This window comes from Modestobacter versicolor (assembly GCF_014195485.1).
Taxonomy (GTDB): Bacteria; Actinomycetota; Actinomycetes; order Mycobacteriales; family Geodermatophilaceae; genus Modestobacter; species Modestobacter versicolor.
The window spans coordinates 1,048,496-1,069,019 of the sequence record NZ_JACIBU010000001.1 but is presented as its reverse complement, the minus strand read 5'-3'; the positions used below and the strand labels follow the sequence as shown (position 1 = coordinate 1,069,019).

The 20,524-nt window shown below is 76.2% G+C and carries 22 protein-coding genes and 1 tRNA gene; 16 read left to right on the top strand and 7 right to left on the bottom strand.

Annotated elements, in window-relative coordinates:
* Positions 1 to 60: 60 nt before the first annotated feature.
* The 3 genes from FHX36_RS05185 (at position 61) to FHX36_RS05170 (ending at position 1,969) form a co-directional block, all read left to right on the top strand.
* A tRNA-Pro gene (locus FHX36_RS05185) sits at positions 61 to 134 on the top strand.
* A 96-nt stretch (positions 135 to 230) separates the two neighbouring features.
* On the top strand, positions 231 to 1,592 hold the full coding sequence (locus FHX36_RS05180; RefSeq protein WP_110553183.1) for an amidase: 1,362 nt from the start codon (positions 231 to 233) through the stop codon (positions 1,590 to 1,592).
* 209 nt (positions 1,593 to 1,801) lie between these two features.
* On the top strand, positions 1,802 to 1,969 hold the full coding sequence (locus FHX36_RS05170; RefSeq protein ID WP_181428851.1) for a hypothetical protein: 168 nt from the start codon (positions 1,802 to 1,804) through the stop codon (positions 1,967 to 1,969).
* A 10-nt stretch (positions 1,970 to 1,979) separates the two neighbouring features.
* Here FHX36_RS05170 and FHX36_RS05165 read toward each other — a convergent pair whose 3' ends face one another.
* Complete coding sequence (locus FHX36_RS05165; RefSeq protein ID WP_258372889.1) at positions 1,980 to 2,675, bottom strand: NRDE family protein; 696 nt, start codon at positions 2,673 to 2,675, stop codon at positions 1,980 to 1,982.
* A 188-nt stretch (positions 2,676 to 2,863) separates the two neighbouring features.
* Between FHX36_RS05165 and FHX36_RS05160 the strand changes: the two genes are divergently transcribed.
* From FHX36_RS05160 to FHX36_RS05105, 12 genes are all read left to right on the top strand, one after another.
* Positions 2,864 to 4,186 (top strand): lytic murein transglycosylase, encoded by a 1,323-nt coding sequence (locus FHX36_RS05160; RefSeq protein WP_183513555.1) that lies wholly within the window; start codon positions 2,864 to 2,866, stop codon positions 4,184 to 4,186.
* A gap of 110 nt (positions 4,187 to 4,296) precedes the next feature.
* Positions 4,297 to 4,971 carry a cardiolipin synthase ClsA gene (gene clsA / locus FHX36_RS05155; RefSeq protein ID WP_110553174.1) on the top strand — a complete coding sequence of 225 codons (675 nt, stop codon included), beginning with the start codon at positions 4,297 to 4,299 and terminating at the stop codon, positions 4,969 to 4,971.
* On the top strand, positions 4,968 to 5,933 hold the full coding sequence (locus tag FHX36_RS05150) for a DUF881 domain-containing protein (RefSeq protein ID WP_110553173.1): 966 nt from the start codon (positions 4,968 to 4,970) through the stop codon (positions 5,931 to 5,933). The genes clsA and FHX36_RS05150 overlap by 4 nt, the downstream gene beginning before the upstream one ends.
* Before the next feature lie 3 nt (positions 5,934 to 5,936).
* Positions 5,937 to 6,269 carry a small basic family protein gene (locus FHX36_RS05145; protein ID WP_110553172.1) on the top strand — a complete coding sequence of 111 codons (333 nt, stop codon included), beginning with the start codon at positions 5,937 to 5,939 and terminating at the stop codon, positions 6,267 to 6,269.
* Positions 6,266 to 7,138, top strand: coding sequence for a DUF881 domain-containing protein (locus tag FHX36_RS05140; protein ID WP_220036013.1), 873 nt, complete (start codon positions 6,266 to 6,268; stop codon positions 7,136 to 7,138). Before FHX36_RS05145 ends, FHX36_RS05140 begins: the two co-directional genes overlap by 4 nt.
* 92 nt (positions 7,139 to 7,230) lie before the next feature.
* Positions 7,231 to 7,635: a glycine cleavage system protein GcvH gene (gene gcvH / locus FHX36_RS05135; RefSeq protein ID WP_110553171.1), complete on the top strand. Its 405-nt coding sequence runs from the start codon at positions 7,231 to 7,233 to the stop codon at positions 7,633 to 7,635.
* A 306-nt stretch (positions 7,636 to 7,941) separates the two neighbouring features.
* Complete coding sequence (gene odhI / locus FHX36_RS05130; protein WP_221202774.1) at positions 7,942 to 8,487, top strand: oxoglutarate dehydrogenase inhibitor Odhl; 546 nt, start codon at positions 7,942 to 7,944, stop codon at positions 8,485 to 8,487.
* Between the two features lie 52 nt (positions 8,488 to 8,539).
* On the top strand, positions 8,540 to 9,265 hold the full coding sequence (gene ftsR, locus FHX36_RS05125; RefSeq protein ID WP_258372887.1) for a transcriptional regulator FtsR: 726 nt from the start codon (positions 8,540 to 8,542) through the stop codon (positions 9,263 to 9,265).
* Positions 9,266 to 9,413: 148 nt separating this feature from the next.
* Positions 9,414 to 9,908: a bifunctional nuclease family protein gene (locus FHX36_RS05120; protein ID WP_110553168.1), complete on the top strand. Its 495-nt coding sequence runs from the start codon at positions 9,414 to 9,416 to the stop codon at positions 9,906 to 9,908.
* A 238-nt stretch (positions 9,909 to 10,146) separates the two neighbouring features.
* Positions 10,147 to 10,716 (top strand): MerR family transcriptional regulator, encoded by a 570-nt coding sequence (locus FHX36_RS05115; RefSeq protein ID WP_110553167.1) that lies wholly within the window; start codon positions 10,147 to 10,149, stop codon positions 10,714 to 10,716.
* A 58-nt stretch (positions 10,717 to 10,774) separates the two neighbouring features.
* Positions 10,775 to 13,789 (top strand): aminomethyl-transferring glycine dehydrogenase, encoded by a 3,015-nt coding sequence (gcvP, locus tag FHX36_RS05110; RefSeq protein WP_343056569.1) that lies wholly within the window; start codon positions 10,775 to 10,777, stop codon positions 13,787 to 13,789.
* Positions 13,790 to 13,839: 50 nt separating this feature from the next.
* A complete protein-coding gene (locus FHX36_RS05105; protein ID WP_183513554.1) occupies positions 13,840 to 14,676 on the top strand; it encodes a hypothetical protein in 837 nt (278 codons plus the stop codon).
* A gap of 82 nt (positions 14,677 to 14,758) precedes the next feature.
* On the opposite strand, the gene FHX36_RS05100 is transcribed toward FHX36_RS05105, so the two are convergent.
* From FHX36_RS05100 to coaA, 3 genes are all read right to left on the bottom strand, one after another.
* Entirely contained in the window at positions 14,759 to 15,670 is a 912-nt protein-coding gene (locus FHX36_RS05100) for an LppW family protein (RefSeq protein ID WP_183513552.1), read from the bottom strand.
* An 89-nt stretch (positions 15,671 to 15,759) separates the two neighbouring features.
* On the bottom strand, positions 15,760 to 15,957 hold the full coding sequence (locus FHX36_RS05095; RefSeq protein ID WP_110554382.1) for a DUF5999 family protein: 198 nt from the start codon (positions 15,955 to 15,957) through the stop codon (positions 15,760 to 15,762).
* A 158-nt stretch (positions 15,958 to 16,115) separates the two neighbouring features.
* On the bottom strand, positions 16,116 to 17,078 hold the full coding sequence (coaA, locus tag FHX36_RS05090) for a type I pantothenate kinase (protein WP_110554383.1): 963 nt from the start codon (positions 17,076 to 17,078) through the stop codon (positions 16,116 to 16,118).
* 90 nt (positions 17,079 to 17,168) lie between these two features.
* On the opposite strand from coaA, the gene FHX36_RS05085 reads away from it, so the two are divergent.
* Positions 17,169 to 18,017, top strand: coding sequence for a GNAT family N-acetyltransferase (locus tag FHX36_RS05085; RefSeq protein WP_183513551.1), 849 nt, complete (start codon positions 17,169 to 17,171; stop codon positions 18,015 to 18,017).
* A 33-nt stretch (positions 18,018 to 18,050) separates the two neighbouring features.
* On the opposite strand, the gene FHX36_RS05080 is transcribed toward FHX36_RS05085, so the two are convergent.
* The 3 genes from FHX36_RS05080 to FHX36_RS05070 all read right to left on the bottom strand — a co-directional run bounded on the left by FHX36_RS05080 (position 18,051) and on the right by FHX36_RS05070 (position 20,455).
* Positions 18,051 to 18,590 (bottom strand): YbhB/YbcL family Raf kinase inhibitor-like protein, encoded by a 540-nt coding sequence (locus tag FHX36_RS05080; RefSeq protein ID WP_110554418.1) that lies wholly within the window; start codon positions 18,588 to 18,590, stop codon positions 18,051 to 18,053.
* A gap of 240 nt (positions 18,591 to 18,830) precedes the next feature.
* Positions 18,831 to 20,087 (bottom strand): sigma-70 family RNA polymerase sigma factor, encoded by a 1,257-nt coding sequence (locus tag FHX36_RS05075; protein WP_183513550.1) that lies wholly within the window; start codon positions 20,085 to 20,087, stop codon positions 18,831 to 18,833.
* Positions 20,084 to 20,455 carry a YciI family protein gene (locus FHX36_RS05070; RefSeq protein WP_110552134.1) on the bottom strand — a complete coding sequence of 124 codons (372 nt, stop codon included), beginning with the start codon at positions 20,453 to 20,455 and terminating at the stop codon, positions 20,084 to 20,086. Before FHX36_RS05070 ends, FHX36_RS05075 begins: the two co-directional genes overlap by 4 nt.
* Positions 20,456 to 20,524: the final 69 nt, after the last annotated feature.

Genomic DNA, 20,524 nt, shown 5'->3' with positions numbered 1-20,524 from the left:
CGCTGAGCGCGTGCGGTAATCTGCTCCGGCAGCGATCGACGCCGCGAGGCGCTCGGAGCTCGGGCTGTAGCGCAGCTTGGTAGCGCACTTGACTGGGGGTCAAGGGGTCGCAGGTTCAAATCCTGTCAGCCCGACAGAGCACGCAGCAGAGGGGCTCCGTCCGACAGGACGGAGCCCCTCTGCTGCGTCGCGCCTCGGCCGCGCCGGGCCCGGTGCGTAGCGTGCGGCGGGTGGACGCAGCTGACCTGGTCTGGCTCGACGCCGGGGAGCTCGCGCGCCTGATCGCGGCCGGTGAGGTCCGCTCGGTCGAGGTGGTCCAGGCCCACCTGGACCGCATCGGTGCGGTGGGCGACCGGGTCAACGCCTTCGTCACCGTGCTGGCCGAGGAGAGCCTCGAGGCCGCCCGCCGCCCGATGCCCGGGCCGCTGGGCGGTGTGCCGTTCACGGTCAAGGACTCCTTCGACACCGCCGGGGTGCGGACGACCCGGGGTTCCCTGCTGTTCCGCGATCACGTGCCCGCGCTGGACGCCCCCGCGGTGGCCAGGCTGCGGGCCGCCGGCGGCATCCTGCTCGGCAAGACCAACCTGCCGGAGTTCTCCTACTGGACCGAGACCGACAACCGGCTGGCCGGTCGGTCGCTCAACCCCTACGACCCGGAGCGCACGCCGGGCGGGTCCAGCGGCGGCGAGTCGGCGGCCATCGCCACCGGGCTGTCGCCGCTGGGTCTGGGCAGCGACGTGGCGATCTCCGTGCGCGGCCCGGCGCACGACACCGGCATCGCGTCGATCAAGCCCACCCACGGACGGGTCCCGACGACCGGTCACTTCCCGGGCGCGCTCGCGCGGTGGTGGCACGCCGGACCGATGGCGCGCAGCGTGGCGGACCTGCGCCTCGCCCTGGGACTGCTGGTGGGGCCGGGCAGCACCTCCACGGCGGGGGCGGCCCGCGGTGGCCCGGCGTCGGGGTACCGCGTCGGCTGGACCACCGACGCCTTCGGGCCGATCGACCCCGACGTCGCGGCGACCGTCGCGACCGCGGCCGAGGCCCTGGCCGGGCTGGGCGCCGACTGCCGGCAGGTGACGGTGCCCTGGCTGGCGTCGCGCGACTGCACGGAGCTGTCGGCCACCCTCTTCACCGCCGAGATCGGGCCGTACCTCCGCGAGCTGACCGCCGGTCGCGAGGCGGAGCTGCACCCGGTGCTCACGCGCACGATGGCCGCGCCGGAGGTCACGCCCGCGGAGGTGGCGGCGGCCGAGCAGGAGGTCGCCGCGCTGCGCGCCTCGGCCGCCCGGTGGTTCGACGACCACGACGTCCTGCTGTGCCCGGTCGTCCCCTTCGCGGCGCCGCCCCATGCCCGGGGCCGCCTCGAGGTCGGCGGCACGACGGTGCCCGCCCGGCACGTGATGCGGGCGACGGTGCCCTTCAACCTCACCGGGTCGCCCGCGGTGTCGCTGCCCTTCGGCACCACCGCGGGTGGGCTCCCGATCGGCGTGCAGCTGGTCGGCCGGTGGGGTGCCGACGACGAGCTGCTCCAGCTCGCCGAGCAGCTGGAGTCCGTCAGCGCCGTGCGTGGCCGGCGCCCTGCCTGGTGATCGAGGGCCCTCGACGCCGGGCCGACCGCCTCGCCGTGCGGGGCGGTGCTGAGCCGGTGGTGCTGAGCCGGTGGTGCTGAGCCGGTGCAGCTGACGCCGGGGGACCGGGTGCTCTCCTTCACCGACGGCGTGGTCGAGGAGCGGCTGGCCGGTGGGGACCATTTCGGCTCGGGGAGCTGGTCGAGCCGACCACCGCCGAACGGCTGAGCGTGGCCGAGACCGTCCGGCGGCTCTCGAACGCCCTGATGGCGGTGCGCGGCGGTCGCACCAACGACGACGCCTCGCTGCTGAGGGTCGAGTGGCGCGGCCCGCCGCGGGACGACGAGCTGGCCCGCGTCATCATCGGCGGGCTGCCCGCCGGCGACATCAGCAGCTGAGCCCGGCCGGTCAGCCGGGTGCGCCCACCGCGAGCGTCGTCCACGGCTCACCCGTCCACGGCCGGCGGCTGTGCTCGAGCAACAGCCGGCCGGGCTCGGCCTCGATCAGCTGGCCGAACACGGTCGCGAACACCTTCCCGTCGCGCTCGTGGCGCACCACGAGCGCGCCCGGGTCGTCGGTGGGCGGCGCGGCCTGGACGAGCCGCCGCCACTCGTCCCGGGAGCCGGCGGCGGTCAACCGGTCCAGGAAGCGCTCGGCCTTGCGGTCCTCGGGGCCGCCCGAGGTGACCATCAGCGTCCCCGGCCCGTGCTCCTGCTCGCGGAGGTGGGTGCCGTCGAAGTCCCAGGTGACCAGCCGGTCGGGGGTGGCCAGCACGAGCAGGAAGCTCGCCATCCCGGTGGGGTCGACGTGAGCGGTCCAGTCCGCGCCGTGCGTGACGCCGAGCAGGGGGAGGACGCCGCGGCTGGGGGCGCCCGGGGTGGCCACCGGTCGCTGCGGGCGGTTCAGCACCAGGGCGGTGGCGCCGGTGCCGACCCGGGTGGCGCACCAGGTCCCGCCCGCGGTGGCGTCCCGGCCGCCGACCACGTCGGGGAACTCGGGCCACCACCGCCCGGGGTCGTCGAAGGGCCGGCTGGTCAGCTCGTCGCGCAGCGCGAGGACCTGGACCGGCCGGCCTCCGGAGCGTCGGACCACCACGGTGCACACGCGCCCATCCTGCGCCCGGGCCGGACGGCGCCGGGCGGCGACCGGTCCGTGCATGGACTGATCACCACCGGGTACGGCGGCCCACCGAGCCTCTCAGCGTGGAGTCGGCGATCGAGCAGCGGTTGCGCAGCGCTCGGGGCCGCTCCCTGCTGCGGCACGGCCGGCCGGACCGACCTCGGGGAGCAGCAGTGGCAGAGCAGCCGCGCGACACGGACGCACCACCCGCCGGACGGCGCACCCAGGGGCTGCTCGTCGCCGCGCTGGTGCTGGCCACGGTCAGCGCCGTCTCCGCCGCCAGCACCGGCGGGTCGTCGGGTGGCGGAGCGGCCGTGCTGCGCGACGCCTCCGCCGCCGGGGAAGCCGCGGGCGCCGTCGACCTCACCGTGCCGCCCGCCGGTGCGGTCACCCTGCCGGCGGCCCCGGTGCTCGTCGCTGCGCCCGAGCCCGCGGACGCCCCGGTGATCACCGGGCTGGCGGCCAACGGCATCCCCAACGTGGCGCTCAACGCCTACCGGGTCGCGGCCACCCGGATGACCGCCACCCGGCCGGGCTGCGGCCTCGACTGGTCCCTGCTGGCCGGCATCGGGCGGGTCGAGTCCAACCACGGCCGGTACGGCGGCGCGGTGCTCAACGACGACGGCACGTCGACCCCGCAGATCATCGGCCCGCCGCTGGACGGGGTGCAGTTCGCCTTCATCAGCGACTCCGACGGCGGCCAGTGGGACGGCGACCGCAGCTACGACCGGGCCGTCGGGCCGATGCAGTTCATCCCCGGCACCTGGCGCTCCTACGGGGTCGACGGCGACGGCGACGGCGACGAGCAGCCCACGGACATCGACGACGCCGCCCTGGCCGCGGCCTCCTACCTCTGCGTCGCCGGCGGCGACCTGACCACCGACGCCGGACGCCGCCGCGCCCTGCTCGCCTACAACCACTCCGACAGCTACGTCGACCAGGTGCTCGCGCTGGCCGCGGCGTACGCCGCCGGGATCCCGGTGGCCGACCTGCCGCTGGTCGGTGACACCACCAGCCCGGTGCCCGCCCCGTCGGGTGCGGGCAGCGGCCCGGCGGCGCCCGGCCCGGCCATCGGGGCCGGCGACAGCACCCCGAGCCGGCCCGGGCAGCCCACCGTGCTGCCCGGCCAACCGGCTCCCGCCGCCGCGGGCAGCGAGCCGCAGCCGGCCGGCGCACCGGCCGGGGAGCCGCCGGCATCCGGTGGTGGTGGGACGGGCGCGGGGAGCGGTTCCGGCTCCGGTACGGGCTCCGGGGCGGGCTCGGGTCCCGGAGCGGGGTCAGGTGGCGGCTCGGGCAGCAGCGCCGGTGGCCAGCAGGTCCCGCCGGCGCCCGCGCCCCCGTCCGCGCCGGCCCTCCCGCCGGCGCCGCAGCCGGTGCCGGTGCCCCTCCCGCTGCCGACCATCGACGTCCCGGTGCCGGCGCCGCTCCCCGTCCCGCTGCCCATCTGCCTGCCGAACGTGCTGCCGTCGCTGCAGCAGGGCTGCGTGCCGGGCTGACCCCTCCGCCCGCCCGGCCGGCCCGCTGACCGACGCCGGGCCGGTCGTGGCGGGGGAGGTCACCGGCGGGCACTAGCCTGGCCACCGGTGGACGGCGAGGTGGAGCGGCGATGACGACGGCGGACGACCGGGCGACCGGCGTTCCGGTGGGCACCCCGGCGGAGCACGCGGCCCGGCCGGAGGACCGGCTGGCCGACCGCGACTCCCTGGGCGACCAGGTGGTGACCATCCCGAACGCGCTGTCGCTGCTGCGACTGCTCGGGGTGCCGCTGTTCCTCTGGCTGCTGCTCGGCCCGCACGCCGACGGCTGGGCGATCGTCGTGCTGGCCGTCTCCGGGTTCACCGACTGGGCCGACGGCAAGCTGGCCCGCGCCCTCGGCCAGTCCAGCCGGCTCGGCGCGCTGCTCGACCCGGCGGCCGACCGGCTCTACATCGTCGCCACGCTGGTGGCCTTCGTCATCCGCGACGTCATCCCGCTCTGGGTGGTCCTGGTCCTGCTGGGGCGCGAGCTGGTGCTGGCGGTGACGCTGCTGCTGCTGCGCCGGGCGGGCTGGCCGCCGCTGCAGGTGCACTACCTCGGCAAGGCCGCCACCTTCCTGCTGCTCTACGCCTTCCCGCTGCTGCTGCTCGCCGACGGCGACAACCCGGTGGCGTCGGTCGCCCAGCCGATCGCCTACGCCCTCACCGTGTGGGGCGCGGCGCTGTACGTGCTGGCCGGCGTCCTCTACGTCGTGCAGGCAGCCGGTCTGCTGGCGGGGGACCGGCGGGCCGGGGCCCGCTCGTGACCGCCCCCGGCCGGCAGCGGTCGCTGGGCGCGTCGCTGCTGGACCAGGTGCTCGCCGAGACCCTCGACCCGGCCTACGCGCAGGCAGCCGCCGACCGCGCGGCGCGCGCGTCGGCCCCCGGCGCGCCCGTCGGTGGATCGCCCTGGTTGCGCCGGCACCGGGGGCAGCTGCTGGTCGCCCTCACGCTGCTGATCGCCGGGCTGCTGGCGTCGGTCACCTACCGCGAGGCGGCGGCCGGGGCGCAGGGCCGCGAGCAGGCCCGCGAGGCGCTGCGCGCGGACATCGCGGCGGAGTCCGAGACCTCCGACGCCCTCGTGGCCCAGCTCGAGGAGCTGACCGCCGAGGTGGCCCGCACCCGGGAACGGGCGCTGGAGGCCAGCTCGACCGGCCAGCGGGCGCTGGAGGCACTCGCCGAGGCCGAGCAGGGGGCGGGCACGGTCGCCGTCTCCGGCCCCGGCATGCGGGTGACCATGGACAACGCCCCGCCGGAGGCCGACAGCGACCCGGTGGGCGGCTCCGAGGAGGTGGCGCAGCCCGGCATCGTGCAGGACAACGACCTGCGGCTGCTGCTCAACGCGCTGTGGGCCTCGGGCGCGGAGGCGATCGCCATCAACGGCCAGCGGATCGGGGCCACCACCACCGTCCGGCAGGCCGGCGACGCCATCCTGGTCAACCTGCGGCCGATCGCGGCCCCCTACGAGGTGCTGGCCATCGGTGACCCGCAGGACCTGCAGAACGCCTTCCTCGGCACGCCGGAGGCCCGCCTCCTCGGTCAGCTGACCCCCCAATACGGTGTGGTCTTCAACGTCGGGCAGGTCGACGACCTGGACCTGCCCGCCGCGACCGCTGCCGAGCTGCGGTCCGCGGAGCCGCTGGACCAGGCCGGCGCCACCGACCAGACCACCGGGACGGGCGCCGGCACCGACGCGGCCACCCCCGAGACCACCACCGACGGAGGCTGACCCGTGATCCCGATCCTCGGACTCGCGGTCGGCGTGGTGCTCGGGCTGCTGCTGGACCCCAGCGTGCCGCTGTGGTTGCAGCCGTACCTGCCGATCGCCGTCGTCGCGGCGCTGGACGCCGTCTTCGGTGGGGTGCGCGCCCGGTTCGACGGCATCTTCGACGCGAAGGTGTTCGTGGTGTCCTTCGTGTCCAACGTCGTCGTCGCGGCGCTCATCGTCTTCCTCGGCGACCAGCTGGGCGTCGGCGCGCAGCTGTCCACCGCCGTCGTCGTCGTGCTCGGCATCCGGATCTTCGGCAACGCGGCGGCGATCCGGCGCCACCTGTTCCGGGCATGAGCGCCGAGCAGGGCACCGGCCCCGACCCGGCTGACCCGGGCTCGATCCGGGCGTCGGACCCGGACCCGAGCCCCGCCCCGGAGCACACCGACCCGGTCACCGGGGACGACGCCGTCGCGGAGCCCGCCCCGGAGCCCGCGCCCGAGCCGCGCCCGGACGACGCCGCCCGGCCGAGCCCGCGGCGGCGCAGCGACCGGCTGGCCGCCGTCCTCATCGGCGTGCTCACCCTGCTGCTGGGCTTCGCCTTCGCCGTCCAGGTGCGCAGCACCGACACCGACGAGCAGCTCGCCGGGGCCCGCGAGGAGGACCTGGTCCGCATCCTCGACGACCTCACCGCCCAGGAGGACCGGCTGCGGCAGGAGATCGCCGACCAGCGGGCCGCGCTGGACCAGCTGGGCAGCTCCGACAGCCAGGCGGCGGCCGCGCTGCAGGAGGCCCGCGACCGGGCGGAGGCGCTGGGCATCCTCAACGGCACCATCGCCGCCCAGGGGCCGGGGATCACGATGACCGTCCGCGACCCGGAGGGCTCCATCCCCTCCGCGGTGCTGCTCACCGCCATCCAGGAGCTCCGCGGGGCGGGGGCGGAGACCATGCAGGTCGACGACGTCCGGATCGGCGTCAGCAGCGCCGTCACCGGCAGCCCGGGCGAGCTGCGGATCGACGGCAAGCGGGTGACCGCGCCCTACACGTTCGTGGTCATCGGCTCCGCGCAGGACATGGCGACCGCGATGAGCATCCCCGGCGGCGTCGTCAGCCGGGTCGGCGGGCGCGGCGGCAGCGTCGACATCGTCCAGTCCGACCTGGTCGTGGTGGACGCGTTGCGGCCGCTCGACGAGCCTCAATACGCTGACCCCGACGACGGGGACTGAAGAAGGACCCCCTGCCCCCCGACCCTCGCTGCGCTCGCGCCGGGTCCCTGCAGGGGGCCGTACCCGCACCGACACCCACCTGGAGATGCTGCATGGCCACGCCCGACGACCGTCGTTACACCGACCAGCACGAGTGGGCCCTGGTGCAGGGCTCCGAGGGGGCGGAGACGGTGGTCCGGGTCGGGATCACCGACCACGCCCAGGACGCCCTGGGCGACATCGTCTTCGTCCAGCTGCCCGAGGTCGGTGCCGAGGTCGGGCCGGGCAACCCGATCGGCGAGGTCGAGTCCACCAAGTCGGTCTCCGACGTCTACTCGCCGGTGTCCGGGGTGGTCTCCGCGGTCAACGACGCGCTCGCCGACACCCCCGAGACGGTCAACAGCGACCCCTACGGGGCCGGCTGGCTGGTCGAGATCCGGGTGACCGGCGACGGCGGCGACCCCACGGCGGACCTGCTGGACGCCGCGGCCTACGAGGCCGTCGTCAACGCGTCCTGAGCCGCCCTCCGGGCCGCCTGCCGGGCCGTTCCCGGGACCGGTGGGCCGCCGGACCGGCCAGGACCCGCCCGGACCCCCCGCCGTGCCCGCGGGTGGACCGTAGATCACTATCATTCCCCCAGACGGTCGGCCCGTGAGTTCCCGCGGGACCCCCGACCCTCAGCCTGTACGTCCGGTTGACCCTCGGGTCAGCCGCTGGTTCCATGACCCCCGGCCCGACCGCGAACCCGCGGTGGCCGACCTACGACGAGCCGACCGGCCCGTCGTCCGCCGGCCGACCGCGGCCGTACCACCAGGCCCGCGGCGGTGCCGCCTGCACCGGAGGAGACCGACGTGCTCTGCACTCGATGTGGCCACCAGAACCCCGAGGGCAGCCGATTCTGCGCCCAGTGCGGGTCCGCCCTGAGCCCCGAGCGGGTCGGTGAGTCGACCAGCATCATCCCCAAGGTCGGCGGCGAGGACTCCGGCGAGCAGGCCGAGGTCGCCGAGTCGACCGCCGACGCGCACGCGGGTGCCGTCGAGTCGCTGCCCGCCGGTTCGGCGCTGCTCGTGGTCAAGCGCGGCCCGAACGCCGGCAGCCGCTTCCTGCTCGACCAGGAGGTCACCACCGCCGGTCGGCACCCCGACAGCGACATCTTCCTCGACGACGTCACCGTCAGCCGGCGGCACGTCGAGTTCCACCGCGAGGGCGGCGGCTTCACCGTGCACGACGTCGGCAGCCTCAACGGCACCTACGTCAACCGCGAGCCGGTCGACGTCGCCTCGCTGGCCGGTGGCGACGAGGTGCAGATCGGCAAGTTCCGCCTGGTGTACCTGACCGGGCCGCGGACGGGCGAGCCGGCCGGCGCATGACCTCCGCTGCCAGCCGAGCGCGGGACGCGAGCGGACGAGAGCAGTGAGCGCGGTGCCCCAGCCCAGCGGAAGCGCGGACCGGGACACCGACGACACGGCACCCCGGTTCACGATCGGTGGGGTCCTCGGCGCGCTGCGCGGGGACTTCCCGGACGTGACGATCAGCAAGATCCGGTACCTGGAGTCCGAGGAGCTGGTCCACCCCCAGCGGACCCCCTCGGGCTACCGGAAGTTCTCCGCCGCCGACGTCGCCCGGCTGCGGTACGTGCTGGCCGCCCAGCGTGACCAGTACCTGCCGCTCCGGGTGATCAAGGAGCATCTCGACGCGCTCGACCGCGGCGAAGAGCTCCCCGGCCGGCCCGACGGCGACGCCGCGGCCGGACCGGCGGCCGAGGAGCCGGTGGCCACCGCCCCGCTGCCGGCGGCGGAGTTCGCCCGCGCGGCCGGGCTCACCGACGAGCAGCTGGCCGACTGCGTGCAGTTCGGCCTGGTCGCCCCCGACTCCCAGGGCCGGCACCGGCCGGTCGACCTGCCGGTGGCCCGGGCCGCCGCCGGGCTGGCCCGGCACGGCATCGAGCCCCGGCACCTGCGGGTGTACCGCACCGGCGCGGAACGGGAGGCGGCGCTGCTCGAGCAGCTCGTCGCGCCGGTGCTGCTGTCCCGCGCGGAGGAGGCCCGCACCCGGGCGACCGAGCAGCTGCAGGAGCTCGCCGCGCTCTCCGCCCAGCTGCACGGCGCCCTGCTGGAGGCCCGCCTGCGCGAGGTCCTCGGCGGCTGACCGCTGGCGTACCGTTGCGGGGGAGCGGGCACCCCCGGGTGCCCCGCCCACCGGGGTCCCGCCGGCCGCAGGCAGGGCACCGCAGCAGGGCACCAGCAGCGCGCACCAGCGGGACCCAACGGGGGACCTCAGCGGAGGGGAGCCAGACGTGCAGGAGCTCAGAGTCGTCGGCGTCCGGGTCGAGCTGCCCGGCAACCAGCCCATCCTGCTGCTCAAGGAGACCCAGGGGGAGCGCTACCTCCCGATCTGGATCGGCGCGACCGAGGCGGCGGCGATCGCCTTCGAGCAGCAGGGCGTCCGCCCGGCCCGCCCGATGACCCACGACCTCCTGCGGGAGGTGGTGCGTGCCCTCGGCGCCAACCTCGAGGCCGTGCACATCACCGAGATGCGCGACGGCATCTACATCGCCGAGCTGCTCTTCGGTGACGAGCGCACCGTCAGCGCCCGCCCGTCCGACGCCGTCGCCCTCGCCGTCCGCACCGGTGCCCCGATCTACGGCGCCGAGTCGCTGCTCGACGAGGTCGGGATCGAGATCCCCGACGAGCAGGAGGACGAGGTGGAGAAGTTCCGGGAGTTCCTGGACAACATCAGTCCCGAGGACTTCGGCGCCGGCTCCGGCTCCGGCGGCAGCACCCCCACCTGACGAAGGGCCCCCTCTCCCCCACCCCTCGCAGGCTCGGGGCGGGGGAGAGGGGGCCGTAGCTCACCCTGCGGAGGGTGCCAGCGCGCCTCGACCGCGCGTCTCGGTTGACCGGGTCCCGGCCCGGGCCTACCGTCAGCGAATCACGTGCGTGTGACTCCATGAGCCACGCCCAGGTGACCCCGCCGGCCACTGCCGGCGGCGGCCCAGCTGCTGGGTGCAGAGATCGAGGAGGCGCTGGATGAGCGACCAGGACGACGGTTCGCAGGGTCAGCTGTTCAGCGACGCCGCAGTGGGCGCTCCCTCCTACGACGAGGTCGACAGCGAGTCGGTCGGGTACCGCGGTCCGACGGCGTGCGCCGCCGCTGGTATCACCTATCGGCAGCTCGACTACTGGGCACGCACCGGTCTGGTCGCCCCGTCGGTCCGCACCGCCACCGGCTCGGGCACGCAGCGCCTCTACTCCTTCCGCGACATCCTGGTGCTCAAGGTCGTCAAGCGGCTGCTGGACACCGGGGTCTCGCTGCAGAACATCCGCAAGGCCGTCGACCACCTGCGCACCCGCGGGGTCAAGGACCTGGCCAACATCACGCTGCTCTCCGACGGCGCCACGGTCTACGAGTGCACCTCCGCCGAGGAGGTCGTCGACCTGCTCGCCGGCGGTCAGGGCGTCTTCGGCATCGCCGTCTCCGGCGCGCTCCGCGAGCTCTCCGGCGAGCTGGCCGAGCTGCCGGCCGAGCGGCTCGACGGCGGCCCGCACGCCGACGACGAGCTCTCGCAGCGCCGCCGTCGCCGCGCCGCCTCCGCCTGACGGAAGAGCTCTTGCGCGCGCCGCGGGCGCGTGACATGGCGCTGGTAGCGTCGATGCAGTGGCCGACCGAACTCCTGGCGCTGACGCACCGCTCCTGACCGGGGCCCTCCCGGCGCTCTCCGCCCTCTCGACGCAGGGCTCCTTCGCGGGCCGGCACATCGGCCCCCGCGCCGGCGAGACCGAGGCGATGCTCGCGGCGGTGGGGCACCCCTCGTTGGCGTCGCTGGCCGACGCGTGCGTCCCCGAGGGCGTCCGCGATCGCACCCCGCTGGACCTCCCGGCCGCCGCCGACGAGGCGACGGTGCTGGCCGAGCTGCGCGAGCGGGCCGCGGCCAACGAGGTCTTCACCTCGATGATCGGGCTGGGCTACAGCGGCACCGTCACCCCCGCGGTGATCCAGCGGAACATCCTGGAGAACCCGGCCTGGTACACCGCCTACACGCCCTACCAGCCCGAGATCAGCCAGGGCCGCCTCGAGGCGCTGATCAACTTCCAGACGATGGTCGCCGACCTCACCGGCCTGCCGGTCGCCGGCGCCTCGATGCTCGACGAGGCCACCGCCGCCGCCGAGGCGATGACGCTGGTGCGCCGGGCCGGCCGGGCCAAGGCCGACGCCGTCTTCGTCGTCGACGCCGACACCCTGCCGCAGACCCTCGCCGTGCTGCGGACGCGCGCCGAGCCGCTGGGCATCGGCCTGCACGTCGCCGACCTGTCCGCCGGCTGGCCCACCGACCTGCCCGAGGCCGGCGCGTTCGGCGTGCTGCTGGCGTACCCGGGGGCCAGCGGCGCGGTGCGCGACCACCGCGCGCTCGCCACCGCCGCGCACGAGGCCGGTGCCGCCGTCGTGGTCGCCGCCGACCTGCTCGCGCTGACGCTGCTCGAGGCACCGGGGGAGTGGGGCGCCGACGTCGCCTGCGGCACCACCCAGCGCTTCGGCGTCCCGATGGGCTACGGCGGTCCGCACGCCGGCTACCTGTCGGTGCGCGAGGGGCTGGCCCGCCAGCTGCCCGGCCGGCTGGTCGGCGTCTCGGTCGACGCCGACGGCGACGTCGCCTACCGGCTGGCGCTGCAGACCCGCGAGCAGCACATCCGCCGGGAGAAGGCGACCAGCAACATCTGCACCGCCCAGGTGCTGCTCGCGGTCATGGCCGGCGCCTACGCCGTCCACCACGGTCCCGAGGGCCTCACCGCCATCGCCGCCCGGGTGCACCGCAGCGCCCAGGTGCTCGCCGGGTGGCTGCGCGCCGGTGGCCTGGCGCCGGTGCACGAGCACTTCTTCGACACCGTCACCGTCCCGGTGCCCGGCCGCGCCGCCCAGGTGGTCGCCGCCGCCGCGGAGCGCCGGGTCAACCTGCGGCTGGTCGACGCCGACACCGTCGCGGTCGCCTGCGACGAGACCACGACGCCGGAGGTGCTGCGGCTGGTCGCCGCGGCCTTCGGGGTGGCCGCCGACGAGGCCGCCCTGGACGGCGCAGGCGCCGACGCGCTGCCGGCCGGGCTGCACCGGCGCACCCCGTTCCTCACCCACCCGGTCTTCGCGGAGCACCGCTCGGAGACCGCGATGCTGCGGTACCTGCGCCGGCTGTCGGACAAGGACCTGGCGCTGGACCGCACGATGATCCCGCTGGGCTCCTGCACGATGAAGCTCAACGCCGCCACCGAGATGGCCGCCGTCACCTGGCCGGAGTTCGCCGGGCTGCACCCCTTCGCCCCGGTCGAGCAGGCCCGCGGGTACGCCCGGCTGGTCCAGGAGCTGTGCGACGGGCTGGCCGAGATCACCGGGTACGCGGCGGTGAGCGTGCAGCCCAACGCCGGCTCGCAGGGCGAGTTCGCCGGGCTGCTCGCCATCCGCAGCTACCACCGCTCGCGGGGCGAGACCCAGCGCGACGTGTGCCTGATCCCGTCCTCGGCGCACGGGACGAACGCCGCCAGCGCCGTCATGGCCGGGATGCGGGTCGTCGTCGTGGCCTGCGACGACGCGGGCAACGTCGACCTCGCCGACCTGCACGCGAAGGTCGACCAGCACGCCGAGCGGCTCGCCGCGATCATGATCACCTACCCGTCGACGCACGGGGTGTTCGAGGTCGAGGTGCAGCAGATCTGCGCCGCGGTGCACGACGCCGGTGGCCAGGTCTACGTCGACGGCGCCAACCTCAACGCGCTGGTGGGGCTCGCCCGGCCCGGCCGCTTCGGCTCCGACGTCAGCCACCTCAACCTGCACAAGACCTTCTGCATCCCGCACGGCGGCGGTGGCCCCGGCGTCGGCCCGATCGGCGTCCGCGAGCACCTGGTGCCGTTCCTGCCCGGCCACCCGCTGGTGGAGACCGGCGGGCAGGGCCCGGCGGTCTCCGGCGCCCCGTTCGGCTCGGCCGGGATCCTGCCGATCTCCTGGGCCTACCTGCGGCTGATGGGCCCCGACGGGCTGCTGCGGGCCACCGAGCACGCCATCCTGGCGGCCAACTACGTGGCCGAGCGGCTGCGGCCGTACTACCCGGTGCTCTACACCGGCGCCACCGGGCTGGTGGCCCACGAGTGCATCCTGGACATCCGGCCGCTGACCAAGGCGACCGGCGTGACCAACGACGACATCGCCAAGCGCCTGATCGACCTGGGCTTCCACGCCCCGACGATGAGCTTCCCGGTCGCCGGCACGCTGATGGTCGAGCCGACCGAGAGCGAGGACAAGGCCGAGCTCGACCGCTTCGTCGAGGCGATGGTGCTCATCCGCACCGAGATCGACAAGGTCGCCACCGGTGAGTACGACGCCACCGACAACCCGCTGCGCAACGCCCCGCACACGCTGAAGATGCTGGCGGGGGAGTGGACCCACCCGTACCCCCGCGAGGTGGCGGTGTACCCGGTGCCGCGGCTGGCCGGCCGGGGCTACCTGGCCCCGGTGCGCCGCATCGACGGCGCCTACGGCGACCGCAACCTGGTCTGCTCGTGCCCGTCGCCGGAGGCCTTCGAGGAGCCGCACGAGGCGCACCCGCCGGTGGCGACCGAGCCGAGCCGCGCCGAGGGCGCCCCCGACGACCTGGGGACGACGCGGGACGTGGTCGGCGCGCAGTCCTGACACGCCGCAGGGGGGTCGACGCCGCAGCCGGGGAGGCGGACCATCGGTCCATGAGGACCTCGGTGCGGCGGTCGGCGTTCGGTGCGGTGGTGCTGGCCGGGACGGCGGTGCTCGCCTCCTGCGGCGGCCAGCCCGACGCGGGCGGACCGACCGCGGTCAGCGAGGCCGCGGCGACCGGCAGCGCTGCCCCCAGCAGCGCCGAACCCGCTCCCGACGACCTCACCGGCCTGCTGCTGCCGGAGTCCGCGTTCGGGCCGGACGCCGACGTGCACCAGCTGCCCGCCGACGGGTCGGGGCCCTGGCCGGGGTCCTGGTGGCACGGCGGCGGGGACGACGCCGATGGGGACGACGACGGCCACGGCTGGTGGGACCGCCACCACGGCGGGTCCGGCCACCACGGCTGGGGCTGGCACGGCGGCGACGACGCGGCGGAGCCGGCGATCGAGCCCGCCGCGTGCGCCGACGCGCTGGCCGCGCTGCCCACCCTCGAGGACGCCGAGCTGCCCGAGGTCGCCGCCCAGGTGGCCGCCACCGACGCGGTGCGCACCTACCAGGTGGTCGCGGAGGGCCCAGCGCTCGACGGGCTGGCGCTGCGGGTGGACCAGCTGGTGCAGGCCTGCGCCTCGGCGACCGTCGACGCACCGTGGGGGATGCAGGTGAGCGTCGCCGTCGCCGCGGTGGACGTCCCCGCCCGGGGCGACTCCTCCGGCGCCGCCTCGATCACGCTGACCCACCAGCTGGGCACCGTCTCCTCGCTGGTCGGGATCGTGTCCGAGGGGCCGCGCGCGGTGCTGCTGGCGCAGACCGGCACGGCCGGCGCCGCCCCCGACCAGGCCGGCTTCACCGCCCTGCTGACCCAGGCCGCGGACGCCGCCGACGTCGGCTGACCGCGTCGCCCCCGACCTGGCCGCGCTCGCCGAGCAGCCGCCGGGCGCCCCGCGCCCGGCCGGTGACCGCCGGGCTCGCCGGTCAGCCGGCGGTCACCGCGGCCCGCGCGGCGGCGTCCAGCGCCGCCCGGGCCTCGGCCCAGCCGGTGCCGGACGGGAAGTCGCCGAGCAGCACCACCACCCGGCCGTCGGCGAGCACGCCGGCCGAGTGCAGCTGCCGCCGGGAGTCCACGCAGCACATCCAGCCCTGCTTGGCCGCGACCGGTCCGGCCCCCGAGCCGGTGGCCAGCACCCCGAACGCCTGGTCGAAGCCGTCGGCCGCGGTGCCGGTCGTCGCCTGCATCCAGCCGGTCAGCGTCGCCAGGTCCGCCGGGGAGAGGTGCTCGTCCAGCGCGGCGAGGAACGTCGCCTGGTCGCGCGCCGTGGTCGTCGACCCGCCCCACTGACCGGCGGTCTCCGGCGGTGCGGTCCCGGTGAGCCCGAACTCGGCGGCCGCGTCGGCCACCAGCGCGGCGCCGTCGAACTCCACCCACAGGCTGCTCATCGCGTCGTCGTCGGAGGCCTCGACGGCGCGCTCCATCAGCGCCAGGTCGTCGTCGTCCAGGCTGAGCGACCCGGCGGCGTCCCGCGCCAGCAGCTGCTGGACGACGAGCAGCTTCACCAGCGAGGCGGTGGGCACGGCGTCGTCCGCGGCGTCGCCGGTGACCAGCGGGGCACCGGCGGCGTCCAGCACCACCACCGCGATGCTGCCGCCGGCCTGGGCCGCCGCGGCGCCCACCGCGGAGAGCACCGCCGCGCTGCCGACGGTGGGGACGGTGGCGGGTCCGTCGGCCACGGTCGCGTCGATCGGGACCTCCACCGCCGCGGCGGGGCTGGTGCGCTCGCCGCCGCCCGGCCACGCCAGCACGCCGGCCAGGGCCACGGCCGGCACGGCCACGGTCGCCAGCAGCCACCGCCGCACCCGGGAGGTCGTGGGGGAGGAGTGGCCGGGCATGCCCCCGACGGTCGGCGGTGCCGCTGTGGGCCACCTGTGCCGGGCAGGTGCGAGTGCTCAGAACGGGGTCGGCCCCGAGGGGCCCCGGGTCAGGCGGGGACGGCGGCCAGCGTCCACGGGCGGGTCAGCACGACCTGGCCGTCGGGGAGCAGCTCACCGTCGTCGTCGAACAGGACGACGCCGTTGCACAGCAGGGCCCAGCCCTGCTCGGGGTGCCGGCTGACGGGGACGGCGAGCACGCGGTCGTCGGCGTCAGCGGACGGGCAGGGCAGTACGTGAGCACACATCCTGGTCAACTCCTGGTCGCCCCGGCGAGCGGGGACGGGTCGGTCCGCATCCGTGCGGTGACCCGAGTGTGCGCGCGGTCACGTCGGGCCGACCGGGCGGGAGGTGACGAGGTCACCCACCGGGGTTGGCAGAGTGTGTCGCCTCCCCGGTCAGCGGCTCAGAGCTTGCGCAGCAGGACCCGCCGGACGGAGTGGTCGGCGGCCTTCTGCAGCACCAGCCGGGCACGGGACCGGGTGGGGGCGATGTTCAGCCGCAGGTTGGGCTCGTTGACCGCCGACCAGATGCCGCGCGCCGTCGTCGTCGCCTCCTCGTCGGTGAGGTCGGCGAACCGGTGGAAGTAGGCGGCGGTGTCGGAGAAGGCGGTGCGCCGGAGCGCGAGGAAGCGCTCGACGTACCACTGGGAGATGTCGGCCTCGGTGGCGTCGACGTAGACGGAGAAGTCGAAGAAGTCGGAGAGGAAGACCTCCGGGACGCGGCCGTCGGGGCGGCCGCCGGCCTGCAGCACGTTGAGGCCCTCGAGCACCAGGACGTCGGGGGAGTCGACCAGCTGGCGCTGGTCGGGCAGCACGTCGTAGGACAGGTGCGAGTACAGCGGTGCGCTGACCTCGGGCCGGCCGCTCTTGACGTCGGCGAGGAAGCGCAGCAGCGCCCGCCGGTCGTAGCTCTCCGGGAAGCCCTTGCGGCCCAGCAGCCCGCGCTGCTCGAGCACCGCGTTGGGCAGCAGGAAGCCGTCGGTGGTCACCAGGTCGACCCGCGGGGTGTCCGGGGCCGCGGCCAGCAGGGCCTGCAGCAGCCGGGCGGTGGTGCTCTTGCCGACGGCGACGCTGCCGGCGACCGCGATCACGAAGGGCACCTTCTCGGTGCGGGCGCCGAGGAACTGGGTCTGCGCGGCCCACAGCCGCCGGCTGGCCGTCACGTGCAGGTGCAGCAGCCGGGCCAGCGGCAGGTAGACGGTGGCCACCTCGTCCAGGTCGATCCGGTCGCCGAGGCTCGCCAGCGCCCGGACGTCGGCGGCGTCCAGCGGCAGCTCGGAGCCGGCCGCCAGCGCCCGCCAGGACTCCCGGTCGAACGCCGTGAAGGGCGAGACCTGCGCGCGTTGACCGACCGTCACGGCGCCCATGGTGCCGTCGGGCTCCACCGGCCCCCCGACCGGGTGGTCCGCAGGGCGCGCGGGGTCCCCGGGCCGGCACGGGCGTCTAGGGTCCTGGGCGTGTCGTCGCCACGGCTGCTCGACCGGATCGAGCGCTACTTCAGCCTCGCGCCGCTGGCGGACGCCCAGGTGCGGACCGTCGGCCCGCTCCAGGTGCCGATCGGCTCGCCGGAGTGGCCCTACCCCGCCCGGCCGCTCCCCGGCCGGGAGGGCGAGGTCACCCTGGCCGACGTGCGCGCCGCCGTCGCGCTGCAGGAGCAGGCCGGGCTGCCGGCCGCCCTGGAGTGGCTGGGCGACCGCTGCCGGGGGCTGGCCACCGTCGCCCGCTCCGCCGGCCTGGCCGTCGACGAGCTCCCCCTGCTGGTCGCCGACGACCCGGTCGAGGTGCTGCTGCCGGCGGAGGTTCGGCTGTACCTGGTGGGCGCCGACGACCCGCGGCTGGGGCTGTACCAACGGCTGGCCGAGCTGGCGTTCGCCAACCCGAGGCCGGCCGCCACCGTGCCGGCCGGCGCGGGCGGCGGGGTGCCCGACGTGGCGCTGGGCGACCCCGGGCCGGGCGAGCTGCCGCCCACCGAGGCGCTGCGCGAGCGGGTGGCGTCGGGCCGCACGGTGATGATGGTCGCCGTCGACGACGGCCAGCCGGTCGCGATCGGCTCGCACCAGCCGGTGGACGTCGACGGCACCGAGGTCAGCGAGGTCGTCGGGGTGGCCACGCTGCCCCGGTTCCGCGGCCGCGGGCTCGGCGCCGGGCTCACCTCGGCGCTGGTCGAGCACGCCCGGCAGACCGCCGACCTGGTGTTCCTCTCCGCCGGTGACGACGACGTGGCCCGGGTCTACGAGCGGGCCGGCTTCGCCCGGGTGGGCACCAGCTGCCTGGCCGAGCGCCCGGCGGAGCGCCCGCCCCGCTGAGCCGGCGCCGGGCCGGCCCAGCGGGGCCGGGGGTCACTCGACGTCGAAGGTCGCCACGATCGTGCCGCGCGCCAGCGTGCGGCTGAACAGGGTGAACCCCAGGTAGGCCGGGGTCGCCTCGGCCGGCACGCCCAGGTCGTCGGTGTCCAGCGCGTGCACCACCACGTAGTAGTGGTGCGTGCCGTGCCCCGCCGGGGGAGCGGCGCCCACGAACCCGGGGGAGCCGGTGTCGTTGCGCAGCTGCACCGCGCCCGCGGGCAGGCCGCCGTCGGCAGCGCCGCTGGGCAGCTCGGTCACCGAGGCCGGGATGCCGGCGACCGCCCAGTGCCAGAAGCCGCTGCCGGTGGGGGCGTCGGGGTCGTAGACGGTGACCGCGAAGCCCCTGGTCTCGGCCGGGAAACCCGACCAGCTCAGCTGCGGGGAGCGGTCCTCGCCGCCGGGGACGCCCATCGCGCCGCTGGCGTGGGGCAGGGGGAGCCGCTCGCCGGGGGCGATGTCGGTGCTGGTCACCTCGAACGAGGGCACCGGGGGGAGGAAGTCGTAGGGGTTGGGCACGGTGGGCCGATCGGCCATGCCGGGTCCTCCTCGGTCGCAGGTCCCCGGCCGGGCCGGGGTGCGGCGGCGCCGCTGCTGGTCACGACCCTAGGCAGCCCGGTGGGGTACCGCCCGGGTGCCCGCCACCGACCCGGTCCGCAGCCGGACGTACGACCGTTATCCCCAACACGGTCGGGGTCGGAGACCCCCGCCGTCCCCGGCAGGGAGGACCGGCCGGCGGACAGGCAGAGGGATGAGGACCACGCGGCAACGAGACGATCAGCGACCGTCGGTCACCGCGGCCAGCCGGGCCCGGAGGAAGGCGGCGTCCGCGGGGGACACCGGCATCGCCAACGCGGCCCGGTACTCGGCGGCGGCCGCGACCGGGTCGCCGGACCGGCGGTGCAGCTCGGCCCGGGTCGCCGGCAGCCACGGGTACCGGGCGAGCACCGGGTCGTCGGCGACCGCGCGCAGCGCCCGCAGGGCCGCTGACGGACCGTCCACCTCGGCGAGCGCGACCGCCCGGTTGAGCGCCACCACGGGGGTCGGCCACTCGGCCAGGAGCGCGTCGTAGAGCCGCAGCACCTGCCGCCAGTCGGTCGCCGCGGCGGTCACCGCCCGGGCGTGCTCGGCGGCGATCGCCGCCTGGAGGGTGAACCGGCCGGCGGGGTGGGGGAGGAGCCCGCGCACCAGCGCCAGCCCCTCGGTGATCGCCGCCGCGTCCCAGCGCGACCGGTCCTGGTCGGCCAGCAGCACCACCGCACCGGCGTCGTCCCGGCGGGCGGCGGAGCGGGCGCCGGTGAGCAGCGCCAGGGCCAGCAGGCCGCGCGCCTCGGTGTCCTCGGGCGCGAGCCGCACCAGCGCGCGGGCGAGCATCACCGCCCGGGCGGCGAGCCCGTCGTCGGCGGCCGGGTCGTCGTGCGCGCAGGTGAGCACCAGGTGGACGACGTCCAGGGCGCCCGCCACCCGCTGGGCACGCTCCGCGGCCGCCGGCAGCCGCAGCGGGATGCCCGCGCCGGCGATCTTCTTCTTCGCCCGGGTCAGCCGGGCCGCCAGGGTGGGCTCGGGCACCAGCATCACCCGGGCGATCGCGCCGGTCGGGACGCCGCACAGGGCCCGCAGGGTCAGCGCCACCCGCGACTCGGGGGCCAGCGCGGGGTGGGCGCACAGCAGCACCAGCCGCAGCAGGTCCTCGCCGTCGTCCCGGACGCCGTCGTCGGCCGCCCGGCCGGGACCGTCCCGCTCCAGCCGCTGGCTCTCGCCGATCAGCGCGGGCAGCGCCCGGCGCTCGGTCGCCGACCGGCGCAGCCGGTCCAGCGCGCGGTTGCGGGTCGCGGTCGTCAGCCAGGCCGCGGGGTTGCCGGGGACGCCGTCGGTGCGCCAGGTGCGCACGGCGGCCGCGAACGCGTCCTGGACGCAGTCCTCGGCCGCGTCCAGGTCGCGCAGCAGCCGCACCGTGGTGGCCACCAGCACCGGCCAGTGCGCCCGGTGGGCGGCCTCCACGGCCTCGGCGACGACGTCCCCGGCGGTGGTCACCCCAGCTCGCTGGTGTCCCAGATCGGCCGCACCTCGACGCCCCCGGCCAGCACCGGGCAGACCTTCGCCAGCTCGAGCGCCTGGTCCAGGTCGCGGGCCTCGATCAGGTAGTAGCCGCCGAACGCCTCCTTGGCCTCCAGGAACGGGCCGTCGGTGACCAGCGGCTCGCCGTCCGGGCTCGTCCGGCGCACCGTGGTCGCCGTCGCCTGGTCCTGCAGCGCCTCACCGCCCAGCACGCGGGCGCCGTCGGTGGCCGCCACGGCCGCGGTGAAGTCGCGGTGCCGCTGGACGGTCTGGTCGGCCAGCTCCTCGCCCCCCTCGGCGTAGAGGTCCTCGCGGTCGTACAGCATGAACAGGTACTGCGGCATGGCAGGCCTCCTCGATGTCGCCGGCCGATCCGGTCGACACCCCCTCGACGGGCGACCCCGTGGGATTCG